The 23,849-nt window shown below is 68.3% G+C and carries 24 protein-coding genes; 16 read left to right on the forward strand and 8 right to left on the reverse strand.

The features are described from left to right. The first annotated feature begins 4 nt into the window (after positions 1–4). Both WS89_RS15655 and WS89_RS15660 read left to right on the forward strand, forming a co-directional pair. Complete coding sequence (locus WS89_RS15655) at positions 5–409, forward strand: VOC family protein (protein ID WP_034206437.1); 405 nt, start codon at positions 5–7, stop codon at positions 407–409. Positions 410–482: 73 nt separating this feature from the next. Then, positions 483–1,169: a helix-turn-helix transcriptional regulator gene (locus WS89_RS15660; protein WP_059501008.1), complete on the forward strand. Its 687-nt coding sequence runs from the start codon at positions 483–485 to the stop codon at positions 1,167–1,169. 67 nt (positions 1,170–1,236) lie between these two features. On the opposite strand, the gene WS89_RS15665 is transcribed toward WS89_RS15660, so the two are convergent. Next, on the reverse strand, positions 1,237–2,160 hold the full coding sequence (locus WS89_RS15665) for a carbon-nitrogen hydrolase family protein (protein WP_059791820.1): 924 nt from the start codon (positions 2,158–2,160) through the stop codon (positions 1,237–1,239). An 80-nt stretch (positions 2,161–2,240) separates the two neighbouring features. Between WS89_RS15665 and WS89_RS15670 the strand changes: the two genes are divergently transcribed. Continuing rightward, positions 2,241–3,161 carry a LysR family transcriptional regulator gene (locus WS89_RS15670; RefSeq protein ID WP_059791822.1) on the forward strand — a complete coding sequence of 307 codons (921 nt, stop codon included), beginning with the start codon at positions 2,241–2,243 and terminating at the stop codon, positions 3,159–3,161. An 87-nt stretch (positions 3,162–3,248) separates the two neighbouring features. Here the strand turns inward: WS89_RS15670 and WS89_RS15675 are convergent, their stop codons facing one another. The 3 genes from WS89_RS15675 to WS89_RS15685 are packed head-to-tail and all read right to left on the reverse strand — an operon-like array spanning position 3,249 to position 6,177. Beyond that, on the reverse strand, positions 3,249–4,703 hold the full coding sequence (locus WS89_RS15675) for an NAD(P)(+) transhydrogenase (Re/Si-specific) subunit beta (protein WP_006483443.1): 1,455 nt from the start codon (positions 4,701–4,703) through the stop codon (positions 3,249–3,251). Then, on the reverse strand, positions 4,700–5,026 hold the full coding sequence (locus WS89_RS15680; protein ID WP_012327914.1) for an NAD(P) transhydrogenase subunit alpha: 327 nt from the start codon (positions 5,024–5,026) through the stop codon (positions 4,700–4,702). The genes WS89_RS15675 and WS89_RS15680 overlap by 4 nt, the downstream gene beginning before the upstream one ends. An 11-nt stretch (positions 5,027–5,037) precedes the next feature. Next, on the reverse strand, positions 5,038–6,177 hold the full coding sequence (locus tag WS89_RS15685; RefSeq protein WP_059501005.1) for a Re/Si-specific NAD(P)(+) transhydrogenase subunit alpha: 1,140 nt from the start codon (positions 6,175–6,177) through the stop codon (positions 5,038–5,040). Positions 6,178–6,466: 289 nt separating this feature from the next. On the opposite strand from WS89_RS15685, the gene WS89_RS15690 reads away from it, so the two are divergent. The 3 genes from WS89_RS15690 to WS89_RS15700 all read left to right on the forward strand — a co-directional run bounded on the left by WS89_RS15690 (position 6,467) and on the right by WS89_RS15700 (position 9,891). Next, positions 6,467–6,976 carry an NUDIX hydrolase gene (locus WS89_RS15690; protein WP_059779224.1) on the forward strand — a complete coding sequence of 170 codons (510 nt, stop codon included), beginning with the start codon at positions 6,467–6,469 and terminating at the stop codon, positions 6,974–6,976. After that, positions 6,973–8,151, forward strand: a complete 1,179-nt coding sequence (gene mnmA, locus WS89_RS15695; RefSeq protein WP_059791824.1) for a tRNA 2-thiouridine(34) synthase MnmA — start codon at positions 6,973–6,975, stop codon at positions 8,149–8,151. The genes WS89_RS15690 and mnmA overlap by 4 nt, the downstream gene beginning before the upstream one ends. Positions 8,152–8,271: 120 nt before the next feature. Next, positions 8,272–9,891, forward strand: a complete 1,620-nt coding sequence (locus tag WS89_RS15700; protein ID WP_059501002.1) for an FMN-binding glutamate synthase family protein — start codon at positions 8,272–8,274, stop codon at positions 9,889–9,891. Positions 9,892–9,998: 107 nt separating this feature from the next. Here the strand turns inward: WS89_RS15700 and WS89_RS15705 are convergent, their stop codons facing one another. Next, on the reverse strand, positions 9,999–10,613 hold the full coding sequence (locus WS89_RS15705; RefSeq protein WP_027783574.1) for a glutathione S-transferase family protein: 615 nt from the start codon (positions 10,611–10,613) through the stop codon (positions 9,999–10,001). Between the two features lie 184 nt (positions 10,614–10,797). On the opposite strand from WS89_RS15705, the gene WS89_RS15710 reads away from it, so the two are divergent. From WS89_RS15710 to WS89_RS15755, 10 genes are all read left to right on the forward strand, one after another. After that, entirely contained in the window at positions 10,798–12,195 is a 1,398-nt protein-coding gene (locus WS89_RS15710) for an aminopeptidase P N-terminal domain-containing protein (protein WP_059791826.1), read from the forward strand. A 74-nt stretch (positions 12,196–12,269) separates the two neighbouring features. Then, on the forward strand, positions 12,270–13,457 hold the full coding sequence (locus WS89_RS15715) for a UbiH/UbiF/VisC/COQ6 family ubiquinone biosynthesis hydroxylase (RefSeq protein ID WP_059791828.1): 1,188 nt from the start codon (positions 12,270–12,272) through the stop codon (positions 13,455–13,457). A gap of 128 nt (positions 13,458–13,585) precedes the next feature. After that, on the forward strand, positions 13,586–14,653 hold the full coding sequence (dusB, locus tag WS89_RS15720; protein WP_034206429.1) for a tRNA dihydrouridine synthase DusB: 1,068 nt from the start codon (positions 13,586–13,588) through the stop codon (positions 14,651–14,653). After that, on the forward strand, positions 14,650–14,883 hold the full coding sequence (locus WS89_RS15725) for a Fis family transcriptional regulator (protein ID WP_006476892.1): 234 nt from the start codon (positions 14,650–14,652) through the stop codon (positions 14,881–14,883). Before dusB ends, WS89_RS15725 begins: the two co-directional genes overlap by 4 nt. A 44-nt stretch (positions 14,884–14,927) precedes the next feature. Continuing rightward, complete coding sequence (gene purH / locus WS89_RS15730; RefSeq protein WP_059500999.1) at positions 14,928–16,493, forward strand: bifunctional phosphoribosylaminoimidazolecarboxamide formyltransferase/IMP cyclohydrolase; 1,566 nt, start codon at positions 14,928–14,930, stop codon at positions 16,491–16,493. Positions 16,494–16,647: 154 nt separating this feature from the next. After that, positions 16,648–17,190, forward strand: coding sequence for a crossover junction endodeoxyribonuclease RuvC (gene ruvC / locus WS89_RS15735; protein ID WP_006476894.1), 543 nt, complete (start codon positions 16,648–16,650; stop codon positions 17,188–17,190). A 175-nt stretch (positions 17,191–17,365) separates the two neighbouring features. After that, a complete protein-coding gene (gene ruvA / locus WS89_RS15740; RefSeq protein ID WP_021162490.1) occupies positions 17,366–17,947 on the forward strand; it encodes a Holliday junction branch migration protein RuvA in 582 nt (193 codons plus the stop codon). Positions 17,948–18,055: 108 nt separating this feature from the next. Next, positions 18,056–19,129 carry a Holliday junction branch migration DNA helicase RuvB gene (ruvB, locus tag WS89_RS15745; protein WP_059500998.1) on the forward strand — a complete coding sequence of 358 codons (1,074 nt, stop codon included), beginning with the start codon at positions 18,056–18,058 and terminating at the stop codon, positions 19,127–19,129. 23 nt (positions 19,130–19,152) lie between these two features. Beyond that, on the forward strand, positions 19,153–20,106 hold the full coding sequence (locus tag WS89_RS15750) for an oxygenase MpaB family protein (protein ID WP_059791830.1): 954 nt from the start codon (positions 19,153–19,155) through the stop codon (positions 20,104–20,106). 152 nt (positions 20,107–20,258) lie between these two features. Continuing rightward, positions 20,259–21,383: a ParB/Srx family N-terminal domain-containing protein gene (locus tag WS89_RS15755; RefSeq protein WP_059791974.1), complete on the forward strand. Its 1,125-nt coding sequence runs from the start codon at positions 20,259–20,261 to the stop codon at positions 21,381–21,383. 62 nt (positions 21,384–21,445) lie between these two features. On the opposite strand, the gene WS89_RS15760 is transcribed toward WS89_RS15755, so the two are convergent. Genes WS89_RS15760 through tyrS form a run of 3 tightly spaced genes read right to left on the reverse strand, consistent with a single transcriptional unit; the run spans position 21,446 to position 23,828 of the window. Then, a complete protein-coding gene (locus WS89_RS15760; protein WP_059500996.1) occupies positions 21,446–22,108 on the reverse strand; it encodes a histidine phosphatase family protein in 663 nt (220 codons plus the stop codon). A 23-nt stretch (positions 22,109–22,131) separates the two neighbouring features. After that, positions 22,132–22,590, reverse strand: a complete 459-nt coding sequence (gene dtd / locus WS89_RS15765) for a D-aminoacyl-tRNA deacylase (RefSeq protein ID WP_059791832.1) — start codon at positions 22,588–22,590, stop codon at positions 22,132–22,134. Then, the gene (gene tyrS / locus WS89_RS15770; protein ID WP_059500994.1) at positions 22,587–23,828 is read right to left on the reverse strand and encodes a tyrosine--tRNA ligase; all 1,242 of its coding nucleotides are present in this window, start codon (positions 23,826–23,828) and stop codon (positions 22,587–22,589) included. Before tyrS ends, dtd begins: the two co-directional genes overlap by 4 nt. Positions 23,829–23,849 lie beyond the last annotated feature (21 nt).

Below are 23,849 nucleotides of genomic sequence, written 5' to 3' on the forward strand. Positions count from 1 at the left end.
CGTCATGACGTCAGCAACCGCCACTGCAACCGTGGAACGCGCGATCGCCTGGTTCGACATTCCGTCCCTCGATTTCGACCGCGCGATCCGCTTCTACGAAACCGTGCTGCAAACCACGTTGCAGCGCGAGGTCATCGGCGGCGTGCCGATGGCGACGTTCGATCGCGACGCATCGAGCACGGGTGGCAGCATCGTGTTCGATCCGCAGCAGATGAAGCCGAGCGCGAACGGCGTGCTCGTCTACCTGAACGCCGGCGAGTCGGTCGTCGCGGCGCTCGAACGCGCGAAGCGCGCGGGCGGCGTCGTGCAGGGCTCCGTCGTCGAGCTGCCGAACAACTACGGCTACGTCGGCTACCTGATCGACACGGAAGGCAACCGCGTCGGCCTGCACGCGCCGAAATGCCACTGAGCGCAGCGGTCAGCGGGCCGGCGCGGCGCTATCATCGCGAAGTCCCCGTAGCCAGAGGAATCGAGGTGCTGTCATGACCCGCCGTGCCGACCGCCTGTTCCAGATCGCCGAGCTGTTGCGCGGGCGTCGTCTCACGACCGCGCAGCAGCTGGCCGACTGGCTGTCGGTGTCGCCGCGCACGGTCTACCGCGACGTACGCGACCTGCAACTGTCAGGCGTGCCGATCGAAGGCGAGGCCGGCATCGGCTACCGGCTGAACCGCAACGCGAGCCTGCCGCCGCTCACGTTCACGGCCGAGGAGCTGGCGGCGCTCGCCACCGGCGCGCGCATGCTCGAGACCTGGGGCGGTGCGCGCTTCGCGAGCGGCGCGCGCTCGGCGCTCGCGAAGATCGCGTCGGCGATGCCGGCCGACAAGCGTACGGCGCTCGACCGGCTGCCCGTGTTCGCGCCGTCGTTCCACATCGACGCGACGTTTTGCGCGAAGGTCGACGCGATCCACCAGGCGATCGACACGCGCCACATCGTCAGCTTCGACTATCGCGACCGGCTCGGCGCGCATTCGCAGCGCCGCGTCTGGCCGCTCGGGCTCGTCTACTGGGGCGGGCGCTGGACGATCGGCGCGTGGTGCGAGCTGCGCGACGATTTTCGCACCTTCGACATCGCGCGGATGGGCGACATCACCGTACACGAGCAGTTTCCGGACATGGAGGGCCGGCGGATCGCCGACTACATGCGGATCGCGGAAGCGCCGATGCGCTGACGCGGCGCGGCGGGCGGCCGCCGCCCTTCGTTTTCCGGGCGCCATGCGGCGCCCGCCTCCACTTTCGTTACCCGCCGAACACCACCGGCCGCTTCGGCCGCTCGTCGACGTGCAGCGAAAACACGTCCGCACGTGCGTAGTGGCCCACGACGTCGAAGTCGTAGCGCGCCCGCACGAGCTCGTCGGTGTCGATACGGGCGGTCACGAGCCCGGCCTCGCCGATCAGCGGCTCCGTCAGCAGGTCGCCGAGCGGCCCGACGATCACGCTGCCGCCGCGAATCAGCGGCCGCTCGGGGTCCCAACCCGGCACGTCGATGCCGAGCGCGCGCGGCGACGGCTGCACTTGGCACGCGCTCACGACGAAGCAGCGCCCTTCGTGCGCGATGTGCCGCATCGAGCTCTGCCACACGTCGCGCTCGTCGACGGTCGGCGCACACCAGATCTGCACGCCTTTCGCGTACATCGCGCAGCGCAGCAGCGGCATGTGGTTCTCCCAGCAGATCGCGGCGCCCGCGCGGCCCGCGGCCGTCTCGACGACGGACAGCGTCGAGCCGTCGCCCTGCCCCCAGATCAGCCGTTCGGTGCCGGTCGGCATCAGCTTGCGGTGCTTCGCGACGAGCCCGTCGCGCGGATCGAAGAACAGCGCCGTGCAGTACAGCGTGCTGCCGCCGCGCTCGATCACGCCGACCACGAGGCTCGCGCCGGTGCGCTGCGACAGCGCGGCCAGCTCGTCGGTTTCCGGCCCCGGCACGTCGATCGCCTGCGCGGCGTAGCGCGCATATGCGTCGCGTCCTTCGGGCAGCCGGTAGCCGAGCCGCGTGCCGAAGATTTCGCCTTTCGGATAGCCGCCGAGCACGGCCTCGGGCAGCACGACCAGCGACGCGCCGCTGTCGCGGATCGCGGTTTCGTAGCCGAGGATCGTGTCGAGCGTGGCGCGCGTGCCGGCGGGCGATGCGCCGATCTGCAGCGCGGCGATGACTGACGTGGACATGAAGGCGTCTCCGGTGAATGGGATGTCGCCATCTTTATCGATAAGATGCCATCGATCAAATCGATGGAACGATATGTGTCATGAATATGGATGATATCGCCGCGCTCGACCTGAACCTGCTGAAGGTGTTCGAGGCGCTGTACGAGGAAGGCGGCGCGAGCCGCGCGGCGCTGCGGCTCGACCTCACGCAGTCGGCGGTCAGCGCGGCGCTCGGGCGGCTGCGCGTGATCTATGCCGATCCGCTGTTCGTGCGCACCGGCCGCGGGCTCGCGCCGACGCCGCGCGCGGACGAGTTGAAGCCGATCCTGTCGGACGCGCTCGACCGTTGCCGCGAAAGCCTCGCGATCGCGGCCGACGGCGGCGACCGCGTCGGCCGCACGATCTCGATCGGGCTGTCCGACGACTTCGAGATCGCGCTCGGCCGCGCGTTGATCGATGCGCTCGCGCAAGAAGCCGCCGGCATCCGGCTGATCTTCCGGCAGACCCACAGCGGCATCGCCGGCGACGCGCTGCTGCGGCACGGCGTCGATCTCGCGATCGCATCGGGCGGCTTCTCGGCGAACGGGCTCAGCCGGCGCGCGGTCGCGACGGGCGGATATGCGTGCCTGATCGATCCGGCCGGCCGCGCGCGGACGCCGCGCACGCTGACGCTCGCCGAGTTCCTGCGGCGCGACCACCTGCTCGTATCGTCGGGCGGCGTGATCGGGATCGTCGACGAGGCGCTGGCCGCGCTCGGCCACCAGCGGCGCGTCGCGGCGTCGACCACGCATTTCGCCGCGCTGCCGTACCTGCTCGCCGGCTCCGACGCAGTCGCGACGATTCCCGCGCATGCGGCCCGCGCGATCGCGCAATCGACCGCGCTGCGCGCACTCGCGTGCCCGATCGACCTGCCGCGCTATCCGGTCGAAATCGGCTGGCGCACGAGCACGCAGCGCGACCCGGCGATCGTGCGCGTACGCGACGCGATCGCCGCCTGCATCGCGCAACGCGTCGCACCATGAAAAAAACCCGGCCGGCTTGCGCCGGTCGGGCCTGTGCCGGCGCGGCGCCCGCGCATCGAAGCGGGCGCCGCATAGTCTCGGCGTGCGCTACTCGACCGCCTTCACCATGTCCTCGATGACCTTCTTCGCATCGCCGAACACCATCATCGTCTTGTCCATGTAGAACAGATCGTTGTCGAGGCCCGCGTAGCCGGCCGCCATCGAACGCTTGTTGACGATCACCGTGCGCGCCTTGTACGCCTCGATGATCGGCATCCCCGCGATCGGCGATTTCGGATCGTTCTTCGCGGCCGGGTTCACGACGTCGTTCGCGCCGAGTACGAGCACCACGTCCACCTGGCCGAATTCGCCGTTGATGTCCTCCATCTCGTGCACGATCTCGTACGGCACTTCCGCTTCCGCGAGCAACACGTTCATGTGGCCCGGCATCCGGCCGGCGACCGGGTGGATCGCGTACTTCACGTCGATGCCCTTCTCGACCAGCTTGTCGGTCAGCTCCTTCAGCGCGTGCTGCGCACGGGCGACGGCGAGCCCGTAACCCGGCACGATCACGACCGATTCCGCGTTGCCGAGCATGAACGCCGCGTCGTCGGCCGAACCCGACTTCACCGGCCGCTGCTCCTGCGCGCCCGCCGCGCCGCCGGCCGCCGCTTCCCCGCCGAAGCCGCCGAGGATCACGTTGAAGAACGAGCGGTTCATCGCGTGGCACATGATGTACGACAGGATCGCGCCCGACGAGCCGACCAGCGAACCGGCGATGATCAGCATCGCGTTGTTCAGCGAGAAGCCGATGCCGGCCGCCGCCCAGCCCGAGTACGAGTTCAGCATCGACACGACCACCGGCATGTCCGCGCCGCCGATCGGGATGATGATCAGCACGCCGAGCACGAACGCGATCGCCGTCATGATGATGAACGGCAGCCACGCCTGCGTGATGAAGAACAGGATGCCGAAGCCGAGCATCGCGATCGCGAGCATCAGGTTGATCAGGTGCTGGCCCGCGTACACGACCGGCGCGCCCTGGAACAGCCGGAACTTGTACTTGCCCGACAGCTTGCCGAACGCGATCACCGAACCGGAGAACGTGATCGCGCCGACGAACGTGCCGATGAACAGCTCGACGCGGTTGCCGTACGGGATGAAGCTCGACGACACCGCGTCCTGCGGCACGAGGCCGAACGCTTCGGGCTCCGACACCACCGCATATGCGATGCACACGGCCGCGAGACCGATCAGCGAGTGCATGGCCGCGACGAGCTCGGGCATCTTCGTCATCTCGACGCGCGCGGCGACGAACGCCCCGACGCCGCCGCCGACGATCAGCGCGCCGAGCACGAGCGCGAGGCCGAGCGGCAGGTTCGCGCCGAGCCACGCGGCCTGCTTGACGATCAGCGCGATCGTCGTGAGGATCGCGATGGCCATCCCGACCATCCCGAACAGGTTGCCGCGCCGCGCGCTCTTCGGATTCGACAGGCCCTTCAGCGCCTGGATGAAGCACACCGAGGCGACGAGGTACAGCAGCGTAACGACGTTCATGCTCATCGCGCGCCCTCCTTGCCGCCCTCGATGCGCTTGGGCTCCTTCTTGCGGAACATCTCGAGCATTCGCCTCGTCACGAGAAAGCCGCCGAACACGTTGACGGCCGCGAGCGCGACCGCGAGCGTGCCGAAGAACTTGCCGGTCGCGCCGACGGTGAGCGCCGCCGCGAGCATCGCGCCGACGATCACGATCGCCGAGATCGCGTTGGTCACGGCCATCAGCGGCGTATGCAGCGCCGGCGTGACGTTCCAGACGACGTGGTAGCCGACGTACACCGCCAGCACGAAGATGATCACGTTGATCACCGTGTGATTGATGACTTCCATGGTCTCCTCCGTTATTTGCGCGTGACTTCACCGTCGCGGCACAGCAGCGTCGCGGCGACGATGTCGTCGGTCAGGTCGACGTTCAGCGTGCCTTCCTTCGTGACGATCAGCTTCGTGAAGTCGAGCAGGTTGCGCGCGTACAGCGCCGACGCGTCCGACGCGACCATCGACGCGAGATTCGTGTAGCCGGCGATCGTCACGCCGTTGTGCACGATCACCTGGTCGGCGACGGTCAGCGGGCAGTTGCCGCCCCTGCGGCCGTCGATTTCCGGGCCGCGGCCGGCCGCGAGATCGACGAGCACCGAGCCGGGCTTCATCGCCTGCGCGGTGTCGACCGAGATCAGCGTCGGCGCCGGGCGCCCGGGAATCAGCGCGGTGGTGATCACGATGTCGGCCTGCCTCGCACGCTCGTGCACGAGCGCGGCCTGGCGGCCGAGCCACGATGCCGGCATCGGGCGCGCATAGCCGCCCACACCCTGCGCGGCTTCGCGCTCTTCGTCGGTTTCGAACGGGACGTCGAGGAATTTCGCGCCGAGCGACTCGATCTGCTCCTTCACGGCCGGCCGCACGTCGGACGCCTCGATCACCGCGCCCAGCCGCTTTGCGGTCGCGATCGCCTGCAGGCCCGCGACGCCCGCGCCGAGAATCAGCACGCGCGCCGCCTTCACGGTGCCCGCGGCCGTCATCAGCATCGGCATGAAGCGCGGATACAGCGACGCGGCCACCAGCACGGCCTTGTAGCCGGCGATGTTCGCCTGCGACGACAGTACGTCGAGACTCTGCGCACGCGTCGTGCGCGGCGCGGCCTCGAGCGCGAAACCGGTCACGCCGGCCGCGGCGAGTTTCGCCGCCTGCTCGCCGTTGAACGGCTCGAGCATGCCGATCAGCACGGTGCCGCGCTTGAGCAACGGCAGTTCGGCGTCGGTGGGCGCCTGGACCTTCAGGACGAGATCGGCGTCAAACGCGGCCGACTGGTCGGTCAATTCGGCGCCGACGGCCGCATAGGCTTCGTCGGGATAGCTGGCTGCGCTGCCGGCCCCTTTCGCGATACTGACGCGATGGCCGGCCGCCGCGTATTTCTTCACGGTTTCCGGCGTCGCAGCCACACGCGCCTCGTTGGCCCGCGTTTCAGCAGGCACTCCAATATGCATCGTCAGTCCCTCCAGTCATTGTCAGTATTTCTTTTCTTGCGATCTTTACTGCACAACGAGCCGGACAGGCTGACATACCGGCTCACGAGCAACGGCTTTCACGCTGCACTTTAACCGAAAGCGATGGTCGCGCCAGCACTTTCCGCACGATCGTGCTCGAATGCGACAGGCGCTTGACCCGCGCCGCCACGCAGCGTCGTCACGCAGCGCCGGGACGGACGATCCGAGAGGGTCGGATCGTCTGACGAAGACCGGCAACGTTCGGGCGCAACCGGTAAAATGCCGAACCATGAAACCCGAAATCTGGACCCCGCATGTGACGGTCGCCGCGCTCGTCGAGCGCGCCGGCCGCTTTCTCGTGATCGAGGAAGAAACCTCGACGGGCCTGCGCATCAACCAGCCGGCCGGTCATCTCGAAGCCGGCGAAACGCTGGCCGACGCCGTGATCCGCGAAACGCTCGAGGAAACCGCGCGCCCGTTCACGCCCGACGCGCTCGTCGGCGTCTATCTCGCGCACTACGATCGCCCCGGCAGCGCCGGCGCGACCTACCTGCGCTTCACGTTCTGCGGCACCGCCGGCGAACCGGTCGCGGGCCATGTGCTCGACGACGGCATCGTCCGCACGCTGTGGATGACGGCCGACGAACTGCGCGCCTGCAGCGAGCGCCATCGTTCGCCCGCGGTGATGCGCTGCGTCGACGACTATCTCGCCGGGCGGCGCATTCCGCTCGATTTCGTGCACACGCATTCGGTCGCCCCGCGCCCCGAGGCATTCGAACGTCAGGCGGTCGGCAAATGAGCAAGCGCCGTGTAGTGGTGGGCATGTCGGGCGGCGTCGATTCGTCGGTGACCGCGTGGCTGCTGAAGGAACAAGGCTACGACGTGGTCGGCCTGTTCATGAAGAACTGGGAAGACGACGACGACGGCGAGTACTGCTCGACGCGCCAGGACTGGATCGACGTCGTGTCCGTGGCCGACCTGATCGGCATCGACGTGGAAGCCGTCAACTTCGCCGCCGAATACAAGGACCGCGTGTTCGCCGAGTTCCTGCGCGAATACTCGGCCGGCCGCACGCCGAACCCCGACGTGCTGTGCAACGCCGAGATCAAGTTCAAGGCGTTCCTCGACCACGCGATGTCGCTCGACGCGGAAATGATCGCGACCGGCCACTATGCGCGCGTGCGCGAGCGCGACGGGCGTTTCGAACTGCTGAAGGCCTTCGATCATACGAAAGACCAGTCGTACTTCCTGCACCGGCTGAACCAGGCGCAACTGTCGAAGACGATGTTCCCGCTCGGCGAGATCCCGAAGACGAAGGTGCGCGAGATCGCCGCGCAGATCGGGCTGCCGAATGCGAAGAAGAAGGATTCGACCGGCATCTGCTTCATCGGCGAACGGCCGTTCCGCGATTTCCTGAACCGCTATCTTCCGACGAAACCCGGCCCGATGAAGACGCCCGACGGCAAGGTCGTCGGCGAGCACATCGGCCTCGCGTTCTATACGTTCGGCCAGCGCAAGGGCATCGGCCTCGGCGGCAGCAAGAGCGGCAGCGGCGAGCCGTGGTTCGTCGCCGCGAAGGACATCGCGACGAACACGCTGTACGTCGTGCAGGGTCACGATCATCCGTGGCTGCTGTCGCGCGAGCTCGTCGCCGGCAACGTGAGCTGGGTCGCCGGCGAGCCCCCGGCGGACGGCTTCGCGTGCGGCGCGAAGACGCGCTACCGGCAGGCCGACGCGGCGTGCACGTTCGGCCGGGCCGCGGATGGCCGGGCCGCGGCAGCCGGCCCGGCAGGCGAAGCGCGCTTCTCGCTCGCGTTCGACGACGCGCAGTGGGCCGTCACGCCCGGCCAGTCGGCCGTGCTGTACGACGGCGAGATCTGCCTCGGCGGCGGCATCATCGAGTTCGCGGCCACCGGCCAACCCGGCCAGGCTGCACCGGCGGGCCACGCGCCGGCGCTCGCCGAAGCACGCTGACATCCATTCGGTTTAGACTTGCGGCACGCCGCGTCCGGCGGAACACGATTCCGCCGCGGCCGGCGCGCCGCCTTCGCAGCGTACGCATGGCGGTATTTCAAGATTCTTATGGAGTCCCCCATGCTTTCACGCCGCTACCTCGCGATGTGGTGTGCCGTGCTGCTGCTCGTCGCAGCGGCCGCGCTCGCGTCGGCCCACGTTCTTTCCTGGCTGTGGATCGTCGTCCCCATCGCCCTCGTCGCGCTCGGCCTGTACGACCTGAAGCAGGACCGCCACGCGATCCTCCGGAATTACCCGCTCTGGGGCCACTTCCGCTTCCTGTTCGAATTCATCCGACCTGAAATCCGCCAGTACTTCGTCGAGGACGACACCGACGAAAAGCCGTTCTCGCGCGCGCAGCGCAGCCTCGTCTACCAGCGCGCGAAGAACGTCGCGGACAATCGTCCGTACGGCACCGAGCTGAACGTGAAGGCCGTCGCGCACGAATGGATCAGCCATTCGCTCGCGCCGACGAAGCTGCCGAGCCACGACTTCCGCATCCGCGTCGGCGCGAATCGCGCGCAACCGTACGACATTTCGATCTTCAACATCTCGGCGATGAGCTTCGGCTCGCTGTCCGCGAACGCGATCCGCTCGCTGAACCTCGGCGCGAAGAAAGGCGGCTTCGCGCACGATACCGGCGAAGGCTCGCTGTCGAAGTACCACCGCGAGCACGGCGGCGACATCATCTGGGAAATCGCGTCCGGCTACTTCGGCTGCCGCAACGAAGACGGCACGTTCAACCCCGACAAGTTCGCGAAGCAGGCCGCCGATCCGCAGGTCAAGATGATCGAGGTGAAGCTGTCGCAGGGCGCGAAGCCCGGTCACGGCGGCGTGCTGCCGGCCGCGAAGATCACGCCGGAAATCGCCGAAACGCGCGGCGTGCCGATGGGCAAGGACTGCATCTCGCCCGCGACGCACTCGGAATTCTCGACGCCGCGCGGGCTGCTCGAATTCGTCGAGCGGCTGCGCACGCTGTCCGGCGGCAAGCCGACGGGCTTCAAGCTGTGCATCGGTCACCCGTGGGAATTCTTCGGGATCGCGAAGGCGATGATCGAGACGGGCATCGTGCCCGACTTCATCGTCGTCGACGGCGCGGAAGGCGGCACGGGCGCGGCGCCGCTCGAATTCACCGACCACGTCGGCGTGCCGCTGCAGGAAGGGCTGCTGCTCGTGCACAACACGCTCGTCGGGATCGGCGTGCGCGACCGCGTGAAGCTCGGCGCGAGCGGCAAGATCATCACCGCGTTCGACATCGCACGCACGCTCGCGATCGGCGCGGACTGGGTGAACTCGGCGCGCGGCTTCATGTTCGCGGTCGGCTGCATCCAGGCGCAGCACTGCCACACCGACCGCTGCCCGACCGGCGTCGCGACGCAGGACCCGGTGCGCCAGCGCGCGCTCGTCGTGCCCGACAAGGCCGAGCGCGTGTACAACTTCCACCGCAATACGCTGCATGCGCTGCAGGAACTCGTGCAGGCGGCCGGCCTCGCGCATCCGTCCGAGCTGCGCGCGCATCACATCGTGCAGCGGGTCGCGCCGCACGAGGTGCGACTGATGTCGCAACTGCTGAAATACCTGAAACCCGGTGCGCTGCTCGACGGCCAGACCTGCGGCTTGTCCCTGTACGACAAGTGGTGGCCGATCGCGCGCAGCGATTCGTTCTCGCTCGGCGAAGCCGTGTACGCGTCGATCGAGTGACGCGCGCGGCCGGCGCCGCGCTAGCGGCGGCCGGCGCGGCAAAAAGAAAAGCGCCCCGCGGGGCGCTTTTCTTTCGTCTGCCGAATGCGTGAAGGCCGGGCCGCGGCTCAGTTCTGCGGCAGCGTATCGGCGAACGACTGCCGCTGCTGCAGCTTCACGAAATGCTTGTCGAGGTTCGGGTGGCGATCGCGCCAGTCGAGCTCGGGCATCCGGAAATCGAGATAGCCGAGCGCGCAGCCGAGTGCGATGTCGGCGAGCGTGTAATGATTGCCGACGCACCACGTCTTGCCGCCGAGACCCTGCGACATCGCGACGAGCGCGTCGTCGATCTTGCGTTGCTGGCGCGCGATCCAGCTCGCGCTGCGCTGCCCTTCTTCCCGCAGCGTGTGTTCGAGACGGATCGCGACCGCCGCGTCGAGCACGCCGTCGCCCAGTGCTTCCCAGCAGCGCACTTCGACGCGCTCGCGGCCCGACGGCGGAATCAGCTTGCCGACCGGCGACAGCGTATCGACGTATTCGCAGATCACGCGGGAATCGAACACCGCGGCGCCGTCTTCCATCACGAGGCACGGGACCTTGCCGAGCGGATTCGATGCATGAATATCCGTCTCCGGCGCCCACACGTTCTCGAGCTCCAGCTTGTAGTCGATCTTCTTTTCAGCAAGCACGATCCGCGCCTTTCGGACGTACGGGCTGCTGAGCGAACCGATTAATTTCATCATCTGCCTTTTCAAGGGAACCGCCGAGAGTATACGTTGTCGCCGATCATAACCGGCACGCGCGGCCGGGTAGAAAATCGCCCGTCCGGCCTGTGGATGGTTTGCAACAGCCGCCGCGCGGGCCTTGGCCGGAGCGGCTTGCGGCCCCACTCTCACGCACCGCGTCGCGCGGCGCTACAATCGCACGATGAATGCGCCCCTCGATACCGCCATCGCCGTCGACGTCTACCGCCAGCGCCGCGAACGCGTGCTTGCCGCACTGCGTGCCGCGGGCGGCGGCGTCGCCATCGTCCCCACCGCGCCGGAAATGCTGCGCAACCGCGATACGGCCTACCCGTATCGGTTCGACAGCTATTTCCATTACCTGACGGGCTTCACCGAGCCGGATGCCGTGCTCGTGCTGAACGCGGCCGCGCCGCACGGGGCGCCGGAATCGATCCTGTTCTGCCGCGGCAAGAACGTCGACCGCGAGATCTGGGAAGGCTTTCACTACGGTCCCGACGCCGCACGCGACGCGTTCGGCTTCGATGCGGCATTCGCGGTTGACGTGATCGACACCGAAATGCCGCGCCTGCTCGCCGATGCGGGCACCGTGCACTACCGGTTCGGCGCATCGGCCGACTTCGAGCGCCAGCTCGCAGGCTGGATCGACGCGGTGCGCGCGCAGGCACGCACGGGCGTCGCCGCGCCGGACGCGCTGCTCGACCTCACGCCGCTGCTCGACGACATGCGGCTCGTGAAGGACGAACACGAACTCGCGATCATGATGCGCGCCGCGCACATCTCCGCGCTCGCGCACCGCCGGGCGATGCAGGTGTGCCGCCCCGGCATCCGCGAATACGAGCTCGAGGCCGAGCTGCTGTACCTGTTCCGCAAGCACGGCGCGCAGGCGCCCGCGTACGGTTCGATCGTCGCGGCCGGCGCGAATGCGTGCGTGCTGCACTATCCGGCCGGCAACGCGGCCGCGCGAGACGGCGACCTGATCCTGATCGACGCCGCCTGCGAACTCGACGGCTATGCGTCGGACATCACCCGCACGTTCCCGGCCAACGGCCGCTTCTCGCCCGCGCAGCGCACGCTGTACGACATCGTGCTCGCCGCGCAGCAGGCCGCGATCGACGCGACGCGCGCGGGCGTGCCGTTCGAGGCGCCGCACGACGCGGCCGTGCGCGTGCTCGCGCAGGGGCTGCTCGACACCGGGATCATCCCGAAAACGCGCTTCTCGAACGTCGACGATGTGATCGCCGAGCGCGCGTACACGCGCTTCTACATGCATCGCACCGGCCACTGGCTCGGGATGGACGTGCACGACTGCGGCGACTATCGCGAGCGGCTCGCCGCGCGCGACGCCAACGGCGCGCTGCCGTGGCGCACGCTGAAAGCCGGCATGACGCTCACCGTCGAGCCCGGCCTGTACGTGCGCGCGGCCGACGACGTGCCGCCCGAGTACTGGAACATCGGCATCCGCATCGAGGACGACGCGATCGTGCGCGAGCACGGCTGCGAACTGATCACGCGCGACGTGCCGGTCGCGGCCGACGAGATCGAGGCGCTGATGCGCGAGGGCGCCGCGCACGGCGCGTGAGCGGCCGCGTGCCGCCTGCGACTGCCTGGACCGCTTGAACCGCTTCGACCGCCAACACCGTTTCACGAACCCTGATGACGACCGCTTCCCCCTCCGCCACGCCGGATTACGACCTCGCCATCGTCGGCGCGGGCCCCGTCGGGCTCGCGCTCGCCGGCTGGCTCGCGCGCCGCAGCGCGACGCAGCATGCATCGATCGCGCTGATCGACGCGCGCGACCCGGCCGCGAGCGCGAACGATCCGCGCGCGATCGCCGTGTCGCACGGCAGCCGCGTGCTGCTCGACACGCTCGCGTGGCCCGCCGACGCCACGTCGATCGAACATATCCACGTGTCGCAGCGCGGCCATTTCGGCCGCACGCTGATCGATCGCGACGAGCACGCCCTCGCCGCGCTCGGCTACGTGGTGCGCTACGGCTCGATCGTGCAGGCGCTCGCGAATGCGGTGCGCGGCACGCGCGTCGACTGGCTCACGTCGACCACCGCGCGCGCGCCGCAGCAGGACGCCGACGGCGTCGCGCTGACGCTCGACGGCCCGCAAGGCGAGCGCACGCTGCGCGCGCGTATCGTCGTCAATGCCGAAGGCGGGCTGTTCCACGAACAGCAGGCCGATACGGCCAAGCATCGCCGCGACTACGGACAGACCGCGCTCGTCGGCACGGTCACGGTATCGGCGCCGCGCCCGAACGTCGCGTGGGAACGCTTCACGCACGAGGGCCCGCTCGCGCTGCTGCCGCTCGGCGGGCCGCGTCAGGCCGATTACTCGCTCGTCTGGTGCTGTACGCCCGACGAAGCGGCGCGACGTGCCGCACTGCCCGACGATGCGTTCCTGCGCGAGCTCGGCAGCGTGTTCGGCGAACGCATGGGCGAATTCGTCGCGATCGCCGGGCGCGCGTCCTTCCCGCTCGGCCTGAACGCCGCGCAGACGCTCGTCAGCGGTCGCGTCGCGATCGTCGGCAATGCCGCGCAAACGCTGCACCCGGTTGCAGGCCAGGGGCTCAACCTCGGGCTGCGCGATGCGCACACGCTCGTCGACACGCTGTCCGCACAAGGCTTCGAAGCGACCGCGCTCGCGACCTTCAACGCGCGCCGCGCGCTCGACCGGCGCTTCACGATCGGCGCGACCGACACGCTGGCGCGCCTGTTTACGGTCGACTCGGGCCCGCTTCCGTTGCTGCGCGGCGCCGCGCTCACCGCGCTCGAGTTCGTGCCGCCGCTCAAGAAGGCGATCGCGCGCCAGATGATGTTCGGCCAGCGTAGCTGACGCGCGGCACACCGCACAGCGCCTCCAGCAAACCGGGTCAAATCGGCGGGGCATGGGAATACGGTAAAATGCCCGCTTTCCGTCTTCCCTTCCCCCTGCCCGCGCTTGCCGCGGGCGGCGCCATTGCGATGCCCGTTATCGGCTCTCACGTATTGCGTAACAACCTGTTCGTCGCCCCGATGGCCGGGGTGACGGATCGTCCGTTCCGCCAGCTGTGCAAACGGCTGGGGGCCGGTTATGCCGTGTCCGAGATGGTCGCGTCCAACGCGCAGCTGTGGAAAAGCGCGAAGACGATGCGGCGCGCGAACCACGAAGGCGAAGTCGAACCGATCGCGGTGCAGATCGCCGGCGCCGATCCGGCGATGATGGCCGAAGCGGCCCGCTACAACGTCGACAACGGCGCGCAGATCATCGACATCAACATGGGCTGCCCGGCGAAGAAGGTCTGCAACGTCGCGGCCGGCTCCGCGCTGCTGCAGAACGAGCCGCTCGTGCAGCGGATCGTCGAGGCCGTCGTCGCGGCGGTCGGCACGGGGCCCGATGCGGTGCCCGTCACGCTGAAGATCCGCACCGGCTGGGACCGCGAGCACAAGAACGCGATCACGGTCGCGCGCCTGGCCGAAGCGGCCGGCATCTCGATGCTCACCGTGCATGGCCGCACGCGCGCCGATCTGTATCGCGGCGACGCCGAGTACGACACCATCGCGGCCGTGAAGGCGGCCGTGCGGATTCCGGTCGTCGCGAACGGCGACATCACGTCGCCGGCGAAAGCGAAGGCCGTGCTCGACGCAACCGGCGCCGACGCGCTGATGATCGGTCGCGCCGCGCAAGGCCGGCCGTGGCTGTTCCGCGAAATCGATCATTTCCTGCAAACCGGCGAGCTGCTGCCCCCGCCGCGGATCGACGAGATCCAGCATGTGATGAACGAACACCTGGAAGACCACTACGCTTTCTATGGCGAATTCACCGGCGTCCGTACTGCGCGCAAGCACATCGGCTGGTACACTCGCGGCCTTTCCGGTGCCAACGGGTTCCGGCACCGAATGAACACGCTCGATTCCACCCGCGAGCAGCTCGCCGCCGTCAATGCATTCTTCGAGGCGCAAAAGGCGCTGTCGGACCACCTCGTCTACGTCGACGACGAAGCGGAAAACAGCCAGGGCGAGTCGGACGACCATAACCAGTTAGCAGCATGAGCAAGCACAACATCGAACAATGTGTCCGCGAGAGCCTGGACGTGTATTTCCGGGATCTAGACGGCTCCAATCCGCACGACGTCTATGAAATGGTGATGTCCTGCGTCGAAAAGCCGATGCTCGAGGTCGTGCTCGTACAGGCCGGCGGCAACCAGTCGCTCGCCGCGGAGTACCTCGGCATCAATCGCAATACGCTGCGCAAGAAGCTGCAGCAGCACGGCCTGCTGTAGGCGGCCGTCCCGTCCCCGTTTCCCTGGCTATTGGTGGTTCCATCATGATCAAGCAAGCGCTCATTTCCGTTTCCGACAAGACCGGCATCGTCGACTTCGCGAAGTCGCTGTCCGACCTCGGCGTCAAGCTGCTGTCGACGGGCGGCACCGCGAAACTCCTCGCCGACGCCGGCCTGCCCGTGACCGAAGTGGCCGATTACACGGGCTTCCCGGAAATGCTCGATGGGCGCGTGAAGACGCTGCACCCGAAGGTGCACGGCGGCATCCTCGCCCGCCGCGACCTGCCCGAGCACATGCAGGCGCTCGAACAGCACGGCATCCCGACGATCGACCTGCTCGTCGTGAACCTGTATCCGTTCGTCGCGACGATCGCGAAGGACGACTGCACGCTCGCCGACGCGATCGAGAACATCGACATCGGCGGCCCGACGATGCTGCGCTCGGCCGCGAAGAACCACCGCGACGTGACGGTCGTCGTCGACCCGGCCGACTACGCGGTCGTCCTCGACGAAATGAAGGCGAACGGCAACACGATCGGCTACCCGACCAACTTCCGTCTCGCGACGAAGGTGTTCGCGCACACCGCGCAATACGACGGCGCGATCACGAACTACCTGACGAGCCTGACCGACGAGCTGCAGCACGCCTCGCGCAGCGCATACCCGGCCACGCTGAACATGGCGTTCGACAAGGTGCAGGACCTGCGCTACGGCGAGAACCCGCACCAGAGCGCGGCGTTCTACCGCGACCTCGCGGCGCCGGCCGGCGCGCTGGCGAACTACCGCCAGCTGCAGGGCAAGGAACTGTCGTACAACAACATCGCGGATTCGGACGCGGCGTGGGAATGCGTGAAGACGTTCGACGCGCCGGCCTGCGTGATCATCAAGCATGCGAACCCGTGCGGCGTCGCGGTCGGCAACGATTCGGCCGACGCGTACGCGAAGGCATTCCAGACCGACCCGACGTCGGCATTCGGCGGCATCATCGCGTTCAACCGCGAAGTCGACGAGGCGGCCGCGCAGGCGGTGGCCAAGCAGTTCGTCGAAGTGCTGATCGCGCCGTCGTTCAGCGACGCCGCGAAGCAGGTGTTCGCCGCGAAGCAGAACGTGCGCCTGCTGGAGATCGCGCTTGGCGACGGCCACAACGCATTCGACCTGAAGCGCGTGGGCGGCGGCCTGCTCGTGCAGTCGCTCGACGCGAAGAACGTGCAGCCGAGCGAGCTGCGCGTCGTCACGAAGCGCCAGCCGAGCGCGAAGGAAATGGACGACCTGCTGTTCGCATGGCGCGTCGCGAAGTACGTGAAATCGAACGCGATCGTGTTCTGCGGCAACGGCATGACGCTCGGCGTCGGCGCCGGCCAGATGAGCCGCGTCGATTCCGCGCGCATCGCGAGCATCAAGGCGCAGAACGCGGGCCTGACGCTCGCCGGCTCGGCCGTCGCGTCGGATGCGTTCTTCCCGTTCCGCGACGGCCTCGACGTCGTCGTGGCGGCCGGCGCAACTTGCGTGATCCAGCCGGGCGGCTCGATGCGCGACGACGAAGTGATCGCGGCAGCCGACGAGCACGGCATCGCGATGATCCTGACGGGCGTGCGCCACTTCCGTCACTGATCGCAGCATGCGGCCCGCGCGGCCGCTGCACGAGAACCCGGCGGCATCCCCTCCGCCGGGTTTTTTATTGCGCGGCGCCTTCGCGCCCGCCCGGGCGGCCGGCTTGCCGCACCGTTCGTTGTAGTATCGCTGCATCACGCCATTCTCCTCACTCATGCGAATTCTCGGCATCGACCCCGGCCTGCGCGTCACCGGCTTCGGCGTCATCGACGTCAGCGGCCACCGGCTCGCCTATGTCACGAGCGGCGTGATCCGCACGCCGACGGCCGACCTGGCCACCCGCCTCGGCACGATCTTCCAGGGTGTCTCGACGATCGTGCGCGAACACGCGCCCGACCAGGCCGCGATCGAAAAGGTGTTCGTCAACGTGAACCCGCAGTCGACGCTGCTGCTCGGCCAGGCGCGTGGCGCCGCGATCTGCGGCCTCGTCGCGGGGGGGCTGCCGGTCGCCGAATACACCGCGCTGCAGCTCAAGCAGGCCGTGGTCGGCTACGGCCGCGCGACCAAGACGCAGATGCAGGAAATGGTCACGCGGCTGCTCAACCTGTCCGGCCAGCCGGGCTCCGACGCAGCCGACGCGCTCGGCATGGCGATCTGCCACGCACACGGCGGCAATACGCTCAGCACGCTGGGCGGCCTCGCGCCGGCGCTCGCGCAGAAAGGGCTGCGCGTGCGGCGCGGCAGGCTGGTCGGCTGACGCCGCCGCGCCCCGCGGCCCGGCCACACCGGCTCGACCGCGTTGGCGGCTTGACCGTCCTACCCGCGCCCGACATGCCCGCGACGCGCGCCGCTTCGGGCTGACGGACGCGCCCCATCGGCATTGCGCCGCGCGTGCGCTACACTCGCGCTTTCTTCCTCGCATCCCGTCCTCCATGATCGGTCGCATCGCCGGCATCCTGCTCGAAAAGAACCCGCCTCATCTGCTCGTCGACTGCAACGGTGTCGGCTACGAAATCGACGTGCCGATGAGCACCTTCTACAACCTGCCGCAAACGGGCGAGCGCGTCGTGCTGCTCACGCAGCAGATCGTCCGCGAGGACGCCCACCTGCTGTACGGTTTCCTGACGCCGCAGGAGCGCACGACCTTCCGCGAGCTGCTGAAGATCACCGGCATCGGCGCGCGCATGGCGCTCGCCGTGCTGTCCGGCATGAGCGTGCAGGAACTCGCGCAAGCGGTGACGATGCAGGACGCCGCCCGCCTCACGCGCCTGCCCGGCATCGGCAAGAAGACCGCCGAGCGCCTGCTGCTCGAACTGAAGGGCAAGCTCGGCGCCGACCTCGGCGCGCTCGCCGGGGCCGCGTCGCCGTCCGACCACGCGACCGATATCCTCAACGCGCTGCTGGCGCTCGGCTACTCCGAGAAGGAAGGCCTTGCCGCGATCAAGAACGTGCCGGCCGGCACCGGCGTGTCCGAAGGCATCAAGCTCGCGCTGAAGGCGCTGTCGAAGGCGTAACGCGCGGCCGCTCCGGCCGTCGAAGCCAGTGTCGCGCCGCCGCGCGGCGCTCGCCAGTCGGCCGTTCGGCCAGGTGGTCCGCGCGTCGTCGCGCGGTACAATGGCCGCATGATTGAAACCGACAAACTCGCCACCGAGCAGCGGATCATCGCCGCCACGCCTGCCTCGTCGCACGAGGAGGTGTTCGAACGTGCATTGCGGCCGCGCCAGCTCGACGACTACGTCGGCCAGGAAAAGGTGCGCGGCCAGCTCGAGATCTTCATCGAAGCCGCGAAGCGCCGCTCCGAGCCGCTCGATCACGTGCTGCTGTTCGGGCCGCCGGGGCTCGGCAAGACGACGCTCGCGCACATCATTGCGCGCGAGATGGGCGTGAACCTGCGCCAGACGTCGGGCCCCGTGCTCGAGCGCGCGGGCGATCTCGCCGCGCTGCTGACGAACCTCGAGGCGAACGACGTGCTGTTCATCGACGAGATCCACCGGCTGTCGCCGGTCGTCGAGGAAATCCTGTATCCGGCGCTCGAGGATTACCAGATCGACATCATGATCGGCGAAGGGCCGGCGGCGCGCAGCGTGAAGCTCGACCTGCAGCCGTTCACGCTGGTCGGCGCGACCACCCGCGCGGGGATGCTGACCAACCCGCTGCGCGATCGTTTCGGGATCGTCGCGCGCCTCGAGTTCTACGACGCCGATCAACTGTCGCGCATCGTGCGGCGCTCGGCGTCGCTGCTGAATGCGCAGATCGACCCGAACGGCGCGCTGGAAATCGCGAAGCGCGCGCGCGGCACGCCCCGGATCGCGAACCGTCTGCTGCGCCGCGTGCGCGACTTCGCGGAAGTGAAGGCCGACGGCCAGATCACCGCGGCCGTTGCCGATGCCGCGCTCGCGATGCTCGACGTCGATCCGGTCGGCTTCGACCTGATGGACCGCAAGCTGCTCGAAGCGATCCTGTACAAGTTCGACGGCGGCCCGGTGGGGATCGACAATCTCGCGGCCGCGATCGGCGAGGAGCGCGACACGATCGAGGACGTGCTCGAACCGTACCTGATCCAGCAGGGCTTCCTGCAGCGCACGCCGCGCGGCCGCGTCGCGACGCTGCTCACGTATCGCCACTTCGGGCTGTCGGTACCCGATGCGCGCCGCATCACCGAGCACGACGCGTGGGATACCCCCGACGGGAAGTAATCCGTCGCCGCGCCGCCCCCGCCATGACGACGCCGCCCAGCCGCCACCCCACCGCACCCGTGCCGGGCCCACGCTGGGCCGAGCCGATCCGCAAGCGGCTCGTGGCCGGTATCACGCACCTGACGGCCGGCGGCGGCGGCCCGTCGATCGATCTCTCCTCACCGCCCGGAGACCCGGGGCTGTTCGGCCCCGACGCCGTCTGCTGGCGCGTGCATGCCGATTTCACGTCGATGATGACGGGCGGCATCGCCGCGCTGCTGCTGCAGGCGCTCCACCCGCTCGCGCTCGCGGGCGTCTGGGATCATTCGTCGTTCCGCACCGACATCTTCGGCCGCTTGCGGCGCACCGCCACGTTCATCACGGGTACGACGTTCGGCAGCCGCGCGGACGCGCTCACGCTGATCGAGCGCGTGAAAACGATCCACACGCGCATATCAGGTACCGCGCCCGACGGCCGGCCGTACCGCGCCGACGATCCGGCGTTGCTCACCTGGGTGCATGTCGCGGAAGTGTCGAGCTTCCTCGCCGCGCATCTGCGTTACGTGAATCCCGCGCTGCCGGGCGAACTGCAGGACCGCTATTACGCGGAGACGGCGCTGATCGCCGAGCTGCTCGGCGCCCGCGAGATTCCGCGTTCGCGCGCCGAGGTGGCCGCTTATCTCGCGCGCATGCTGCCCGAACTCGACGCCGGGCCGCGTACCTTCGAGGTCATGTCCATCCTGCTGAACGTGCCGGTTGCGAAGCCCACGCTGCGACCTGCCGCGTCGCTGGTGATGCATGCCGGGATCGACCTGTTGCCGCCGTGGGCGCAGCGCATGCTCGGCGTGTCGACGTTCGCGCCGTTACGGCGTGCGGTGGTTCGACCCGGCATACGCGCCATCGCGCCCGTGCTGCGCTGGGCGCTCGTGAACGGCGCGTCGAAGCGTGCGCGCCACCGCGCGACGGCTGCTCCGTCCGACGGCACTCCGCCTGCCTGACGATCCGCTTCTTCAGATTATTTCAATTTACTGTCAAATAGCTGTGACAAGCTGACGGGCTTGCACCCACGCATGGTCGCACCTCGTGCTCGTCACGCGTGTCCGTGACCCGTGCGGTGTCCCGCCCACCCGACCGACGCCCGATGCCCGCGATGCCACGCCTGCCGATCCGTTTCGCCCTTGCCGCCAGCCTGTCCACCGTCTTCGCCCTCGCCGCGTGCGGAGGCGACGATGTCGCCGCCGTCGCGCGCACGAACGCGCAGCCGCCGTCCGGCGGCACGACGACGCCGGCTCCCACGCCGCCCGCCGCCACCACGCCGCAGCCGGGCAAATGGAAGGCTGCCCGCGTCGGCGACCTGATCGACGTCACGCTCGGCGACCTCCATCCGACGCAGGGTGCGATCGGCTACGACCAGATCTACTACAAGCTCGGCCGCTACGAACTGCAGCCCGACAAGAAATTCGACGACTTCTGCGCGGACGAAGGCCTCGGCGGCGTCGCATCGAGCGGCTACACGGCCAAATCGTCGCTGCGCGAGCCGGCGAGCTACACGTGCGCGACGACCGACGCGAACGCCCGCGACCGCTCGGTGCTGAACCCCGTCGTGATCGGCCCCAACGGCGACACGCTGTACCTGACCGACGGCCATCATGGGCTGTCGACCTATTACGAAACGCCCGACGGCGGCCCGGCGCTGCACGTGCACGTCGTCGTCAAGGACAACCTCGCCGATTATTCGGGCGACGCGTTCTGGCAGCAGATGCAGAGCCGCGGCTATCTGCGCCTGAAGAACGGCGAAGGCCAGCCGATCACGACCGCGCAGTTGCCGACCGGCCTCGGCCTGACGCTCGGCATGACGAACGACCGCTACCGCTCGCTCGTCTATTTCACGCGCGATATCGGCTACAGCAAACCCGCACAAGCGACCGACTACCTCGAGTTCTACTGGGCCGACTGGTTGCGCGCGCAGCCGGGCACGTTCGCGCTGGCCGGCTACGACCTGACGCGGCCCGGCACGACCGATCCCGATCCGGCGAAGGCCGACACGGGCTACCTGAATGCGGTCTGGAATGCGTCGACGCGAATGGTCGCGGCCACGGACCCCGTGATCGACGGCAAGACGGGCGCCGACCTCGGGCGCGCCGATGCGATCAACGGCGGGAAGAAATACAGCAAGGGGGAATTCGACAAGCTGCGCCAACCGATCACGGCCGACAAACCCGGCAAGATCGCGTACGCACTCGACTACAAGACGCGCCACGGGCTGCCGCAGTAAGCGTCACGCGCGAAGCAAGGCAACGGAACCCCGGGCCGGCCATGCCGGACGGGGGGGCATGCTCAGAGCACCTTGCGGTATCCGTCGTCGTCGCTCGCGGCTTCGAGATGCGACACGTCGGCCCACCGCACGACCTGCGCGCGGCCATCCACGTAATCGACGACGTTGATGCTGGTGTTGAGCAACTGATAGGTACGCGGCGCCGACAACTCGATCCCGTTCGCGAAGCGATACACGCAATCGAGCACGCCACCGTGCGCGACGCACGCGATCCGGCCGCCCGGATGCGCAGCGACGATCGGTTCGAGCGCATGCAGCACGCGGTGATAGAACTCGCGCTGCGACTCGCCGCCTTCCGGCGCGAAGCCCGGATCGCGTGTCTGCCAGGCCGCATACGCGTCCGGAAACAACGCTTCGATTTCGGTGCTGTCGTGCCCCTGGAATGCGCCGTACGAACGTTCGCGCAACCCTTCGCGCAGCAGCAGCGGCAGCCCGAGCGCATCGGCGAACGGCTGTGCGGTCTGTTGCGCGCGCATCAGGTCGCTCGAATACACCGCGTCGATCCGCGCGCCGTCGCGCGCCTCGCGCCCGAGCCGGGCCGCCAGCCGCTGCGCCTGCGCGAGCCCCGTGTCGGCCAGCGGGATGTCGATATGCCCCTGGATGCGCTTGATGCGGTTCCAGGCCGTCTCGCCATGGCGGATGAAAAGAATCTGCGTGGTGGCCATCGCGGCGCGCCTCCGGGGAAGAATCAGGGCCGCACTTGCAGCCAGAACGTCACGGGGCCGTCGTTGACGAGCGACACCTGCATGTCGGCGCCGAACTCGCCCGTCTCGACGACGGGATGGCGCGCCCGCGCGGCCGCGACGAAATAGTCGAACAGCCGCTCGCCTTCGTCGGGCGGCGCGGCCGGCGTGAAGCTCGGTCGCAGCCCGCTGTTGGTATCGGCCGCGAGCGTGAACTGCGACACGAGCAGCAGGCCGCCTGCACGGCCTTCGCCGTCGATGTTCGACACCGGCAGGTTCATCTTGCCCGCCGCGTCGCTGAACACGCGATAGCCGAGCAGCTTCGCGAGCAGTTTGTCGGCCGCGCCCTCGGTATCGCCGCGCTCCGCACAGACGAGCGCGAGCAGGCCCGCGCCGATCTCGCCCGTCGTGCGCTCGCCGACGCGTACGTCGGCGCGCTTCACGCGCTGGATCAGCGCGATCATGCGGTCAGCGTGACGCGCGCGAAGCGGCGCTTGCCGACCTGCACGACGAACTCGCCGGCCTCGACCTTCAGGCCCTTGTCGGACACGGTCGCGCCGTCGATCTTCACGCCGCCCTGCTCGATGTTGCGCAGCGCTTCGCTCGTCGACGGCACGAGGCCGGCCTGCTTCAGCAACTGACCGATCGCCAGCGGCGCGCCGGCCAGCGTGACCGACGGAATGTCGTCCGGCACGCCGCCCTTCGCGCGGTGGTTGAAGTCCTCGAGTGCGCGCTCGGCGTCGGCCTGCGAGTGAAAGCGCGCGACGATTTCCTGCGCGAGCAGTACCTTGAAGTCGCGCGGGTTGCGGCCGCCTTCGGCGTCGCGCTTGAAGCCGGCGATTTCTTCCATGCTGCGGAACGACAGCAGTTCGAAGTAACGCCACATCAGCGTGTCCGAGATGCTCATCAGCTTGCCGAACATGTCGGTCGGCTTCTCGCTGATGCCGACGTAGTTGCCCTTCGACTTCGACATCTTCTCGACGCCGTCGAGGCCTTCGAGCAGCGGCATCGTCAGGATGCACTGCTGTTCCTGGCCGTACTGCTTCTGCAGTTCGCGGCCGACCAGCAGGTTGAATTTCTGGTCGGTACCGCCGAGTTCGAGATCGGCGTTCAGCGCGACCGAATCGTAGCCCTGCATCAGCGGGTACAGGAATTCGTGGATCGAGATCGGCACGCCGCCCTGGAAGCGCTTCGTGAAATCCTCGCGCTCGAGGATCCGCGCGACCGTGTAGCGCGACGCGAGCTTGATCATCCCGTCCGCGCCGAGCGGCATCGACCATTCGCTGTTGTAGCGGATCTCGGTCTTGTCGCGATCGAGCACGAGTGCGGCCTGCTCGAAGTAGGTCTTCGCGTTCGATTCGATCTGCTCGCGCGTGAGCGGCGGGCGCGTCGCGTTGCGGCCCGACGGATCGCCGATCAGCGACGTGAAATCGCCGATCAGGAAGATCACCGTGTGGCCGAGGTCCTGCAGCTGGCGCATCTTGTTCAGCACGACCGTATGGCCGATGTGGATGTCCGGCGCGGTCGGGTCGAGGCCGAGCTTGATGCGCAGCGGCGTGCCCGTGGCTGCGCTGCGCGCGAGCTTCTGCGCGAACTCTTCCTCGATCAGCAGCTCGTCGACGCCGCGCTTCGTGACGGCGAGCGCATGCCGGACTTCGTCGGTGATCGGGAAAACGGGCTTGGAACTGGGTTCGGTGCTCATCGGTGCCGGGAAGAATGTCGC

It is taken from the genome of Burkholderia sp. MSMB1072 (assembly GCF_001524725.1).
In the GTDB taxonomy this organism is placed as follows: domain Bacteria; phylum Pseudomonadota; class Gammaproteobacteria; order Burkholderiales; family Burkholderiaceae; genus Burkholderia.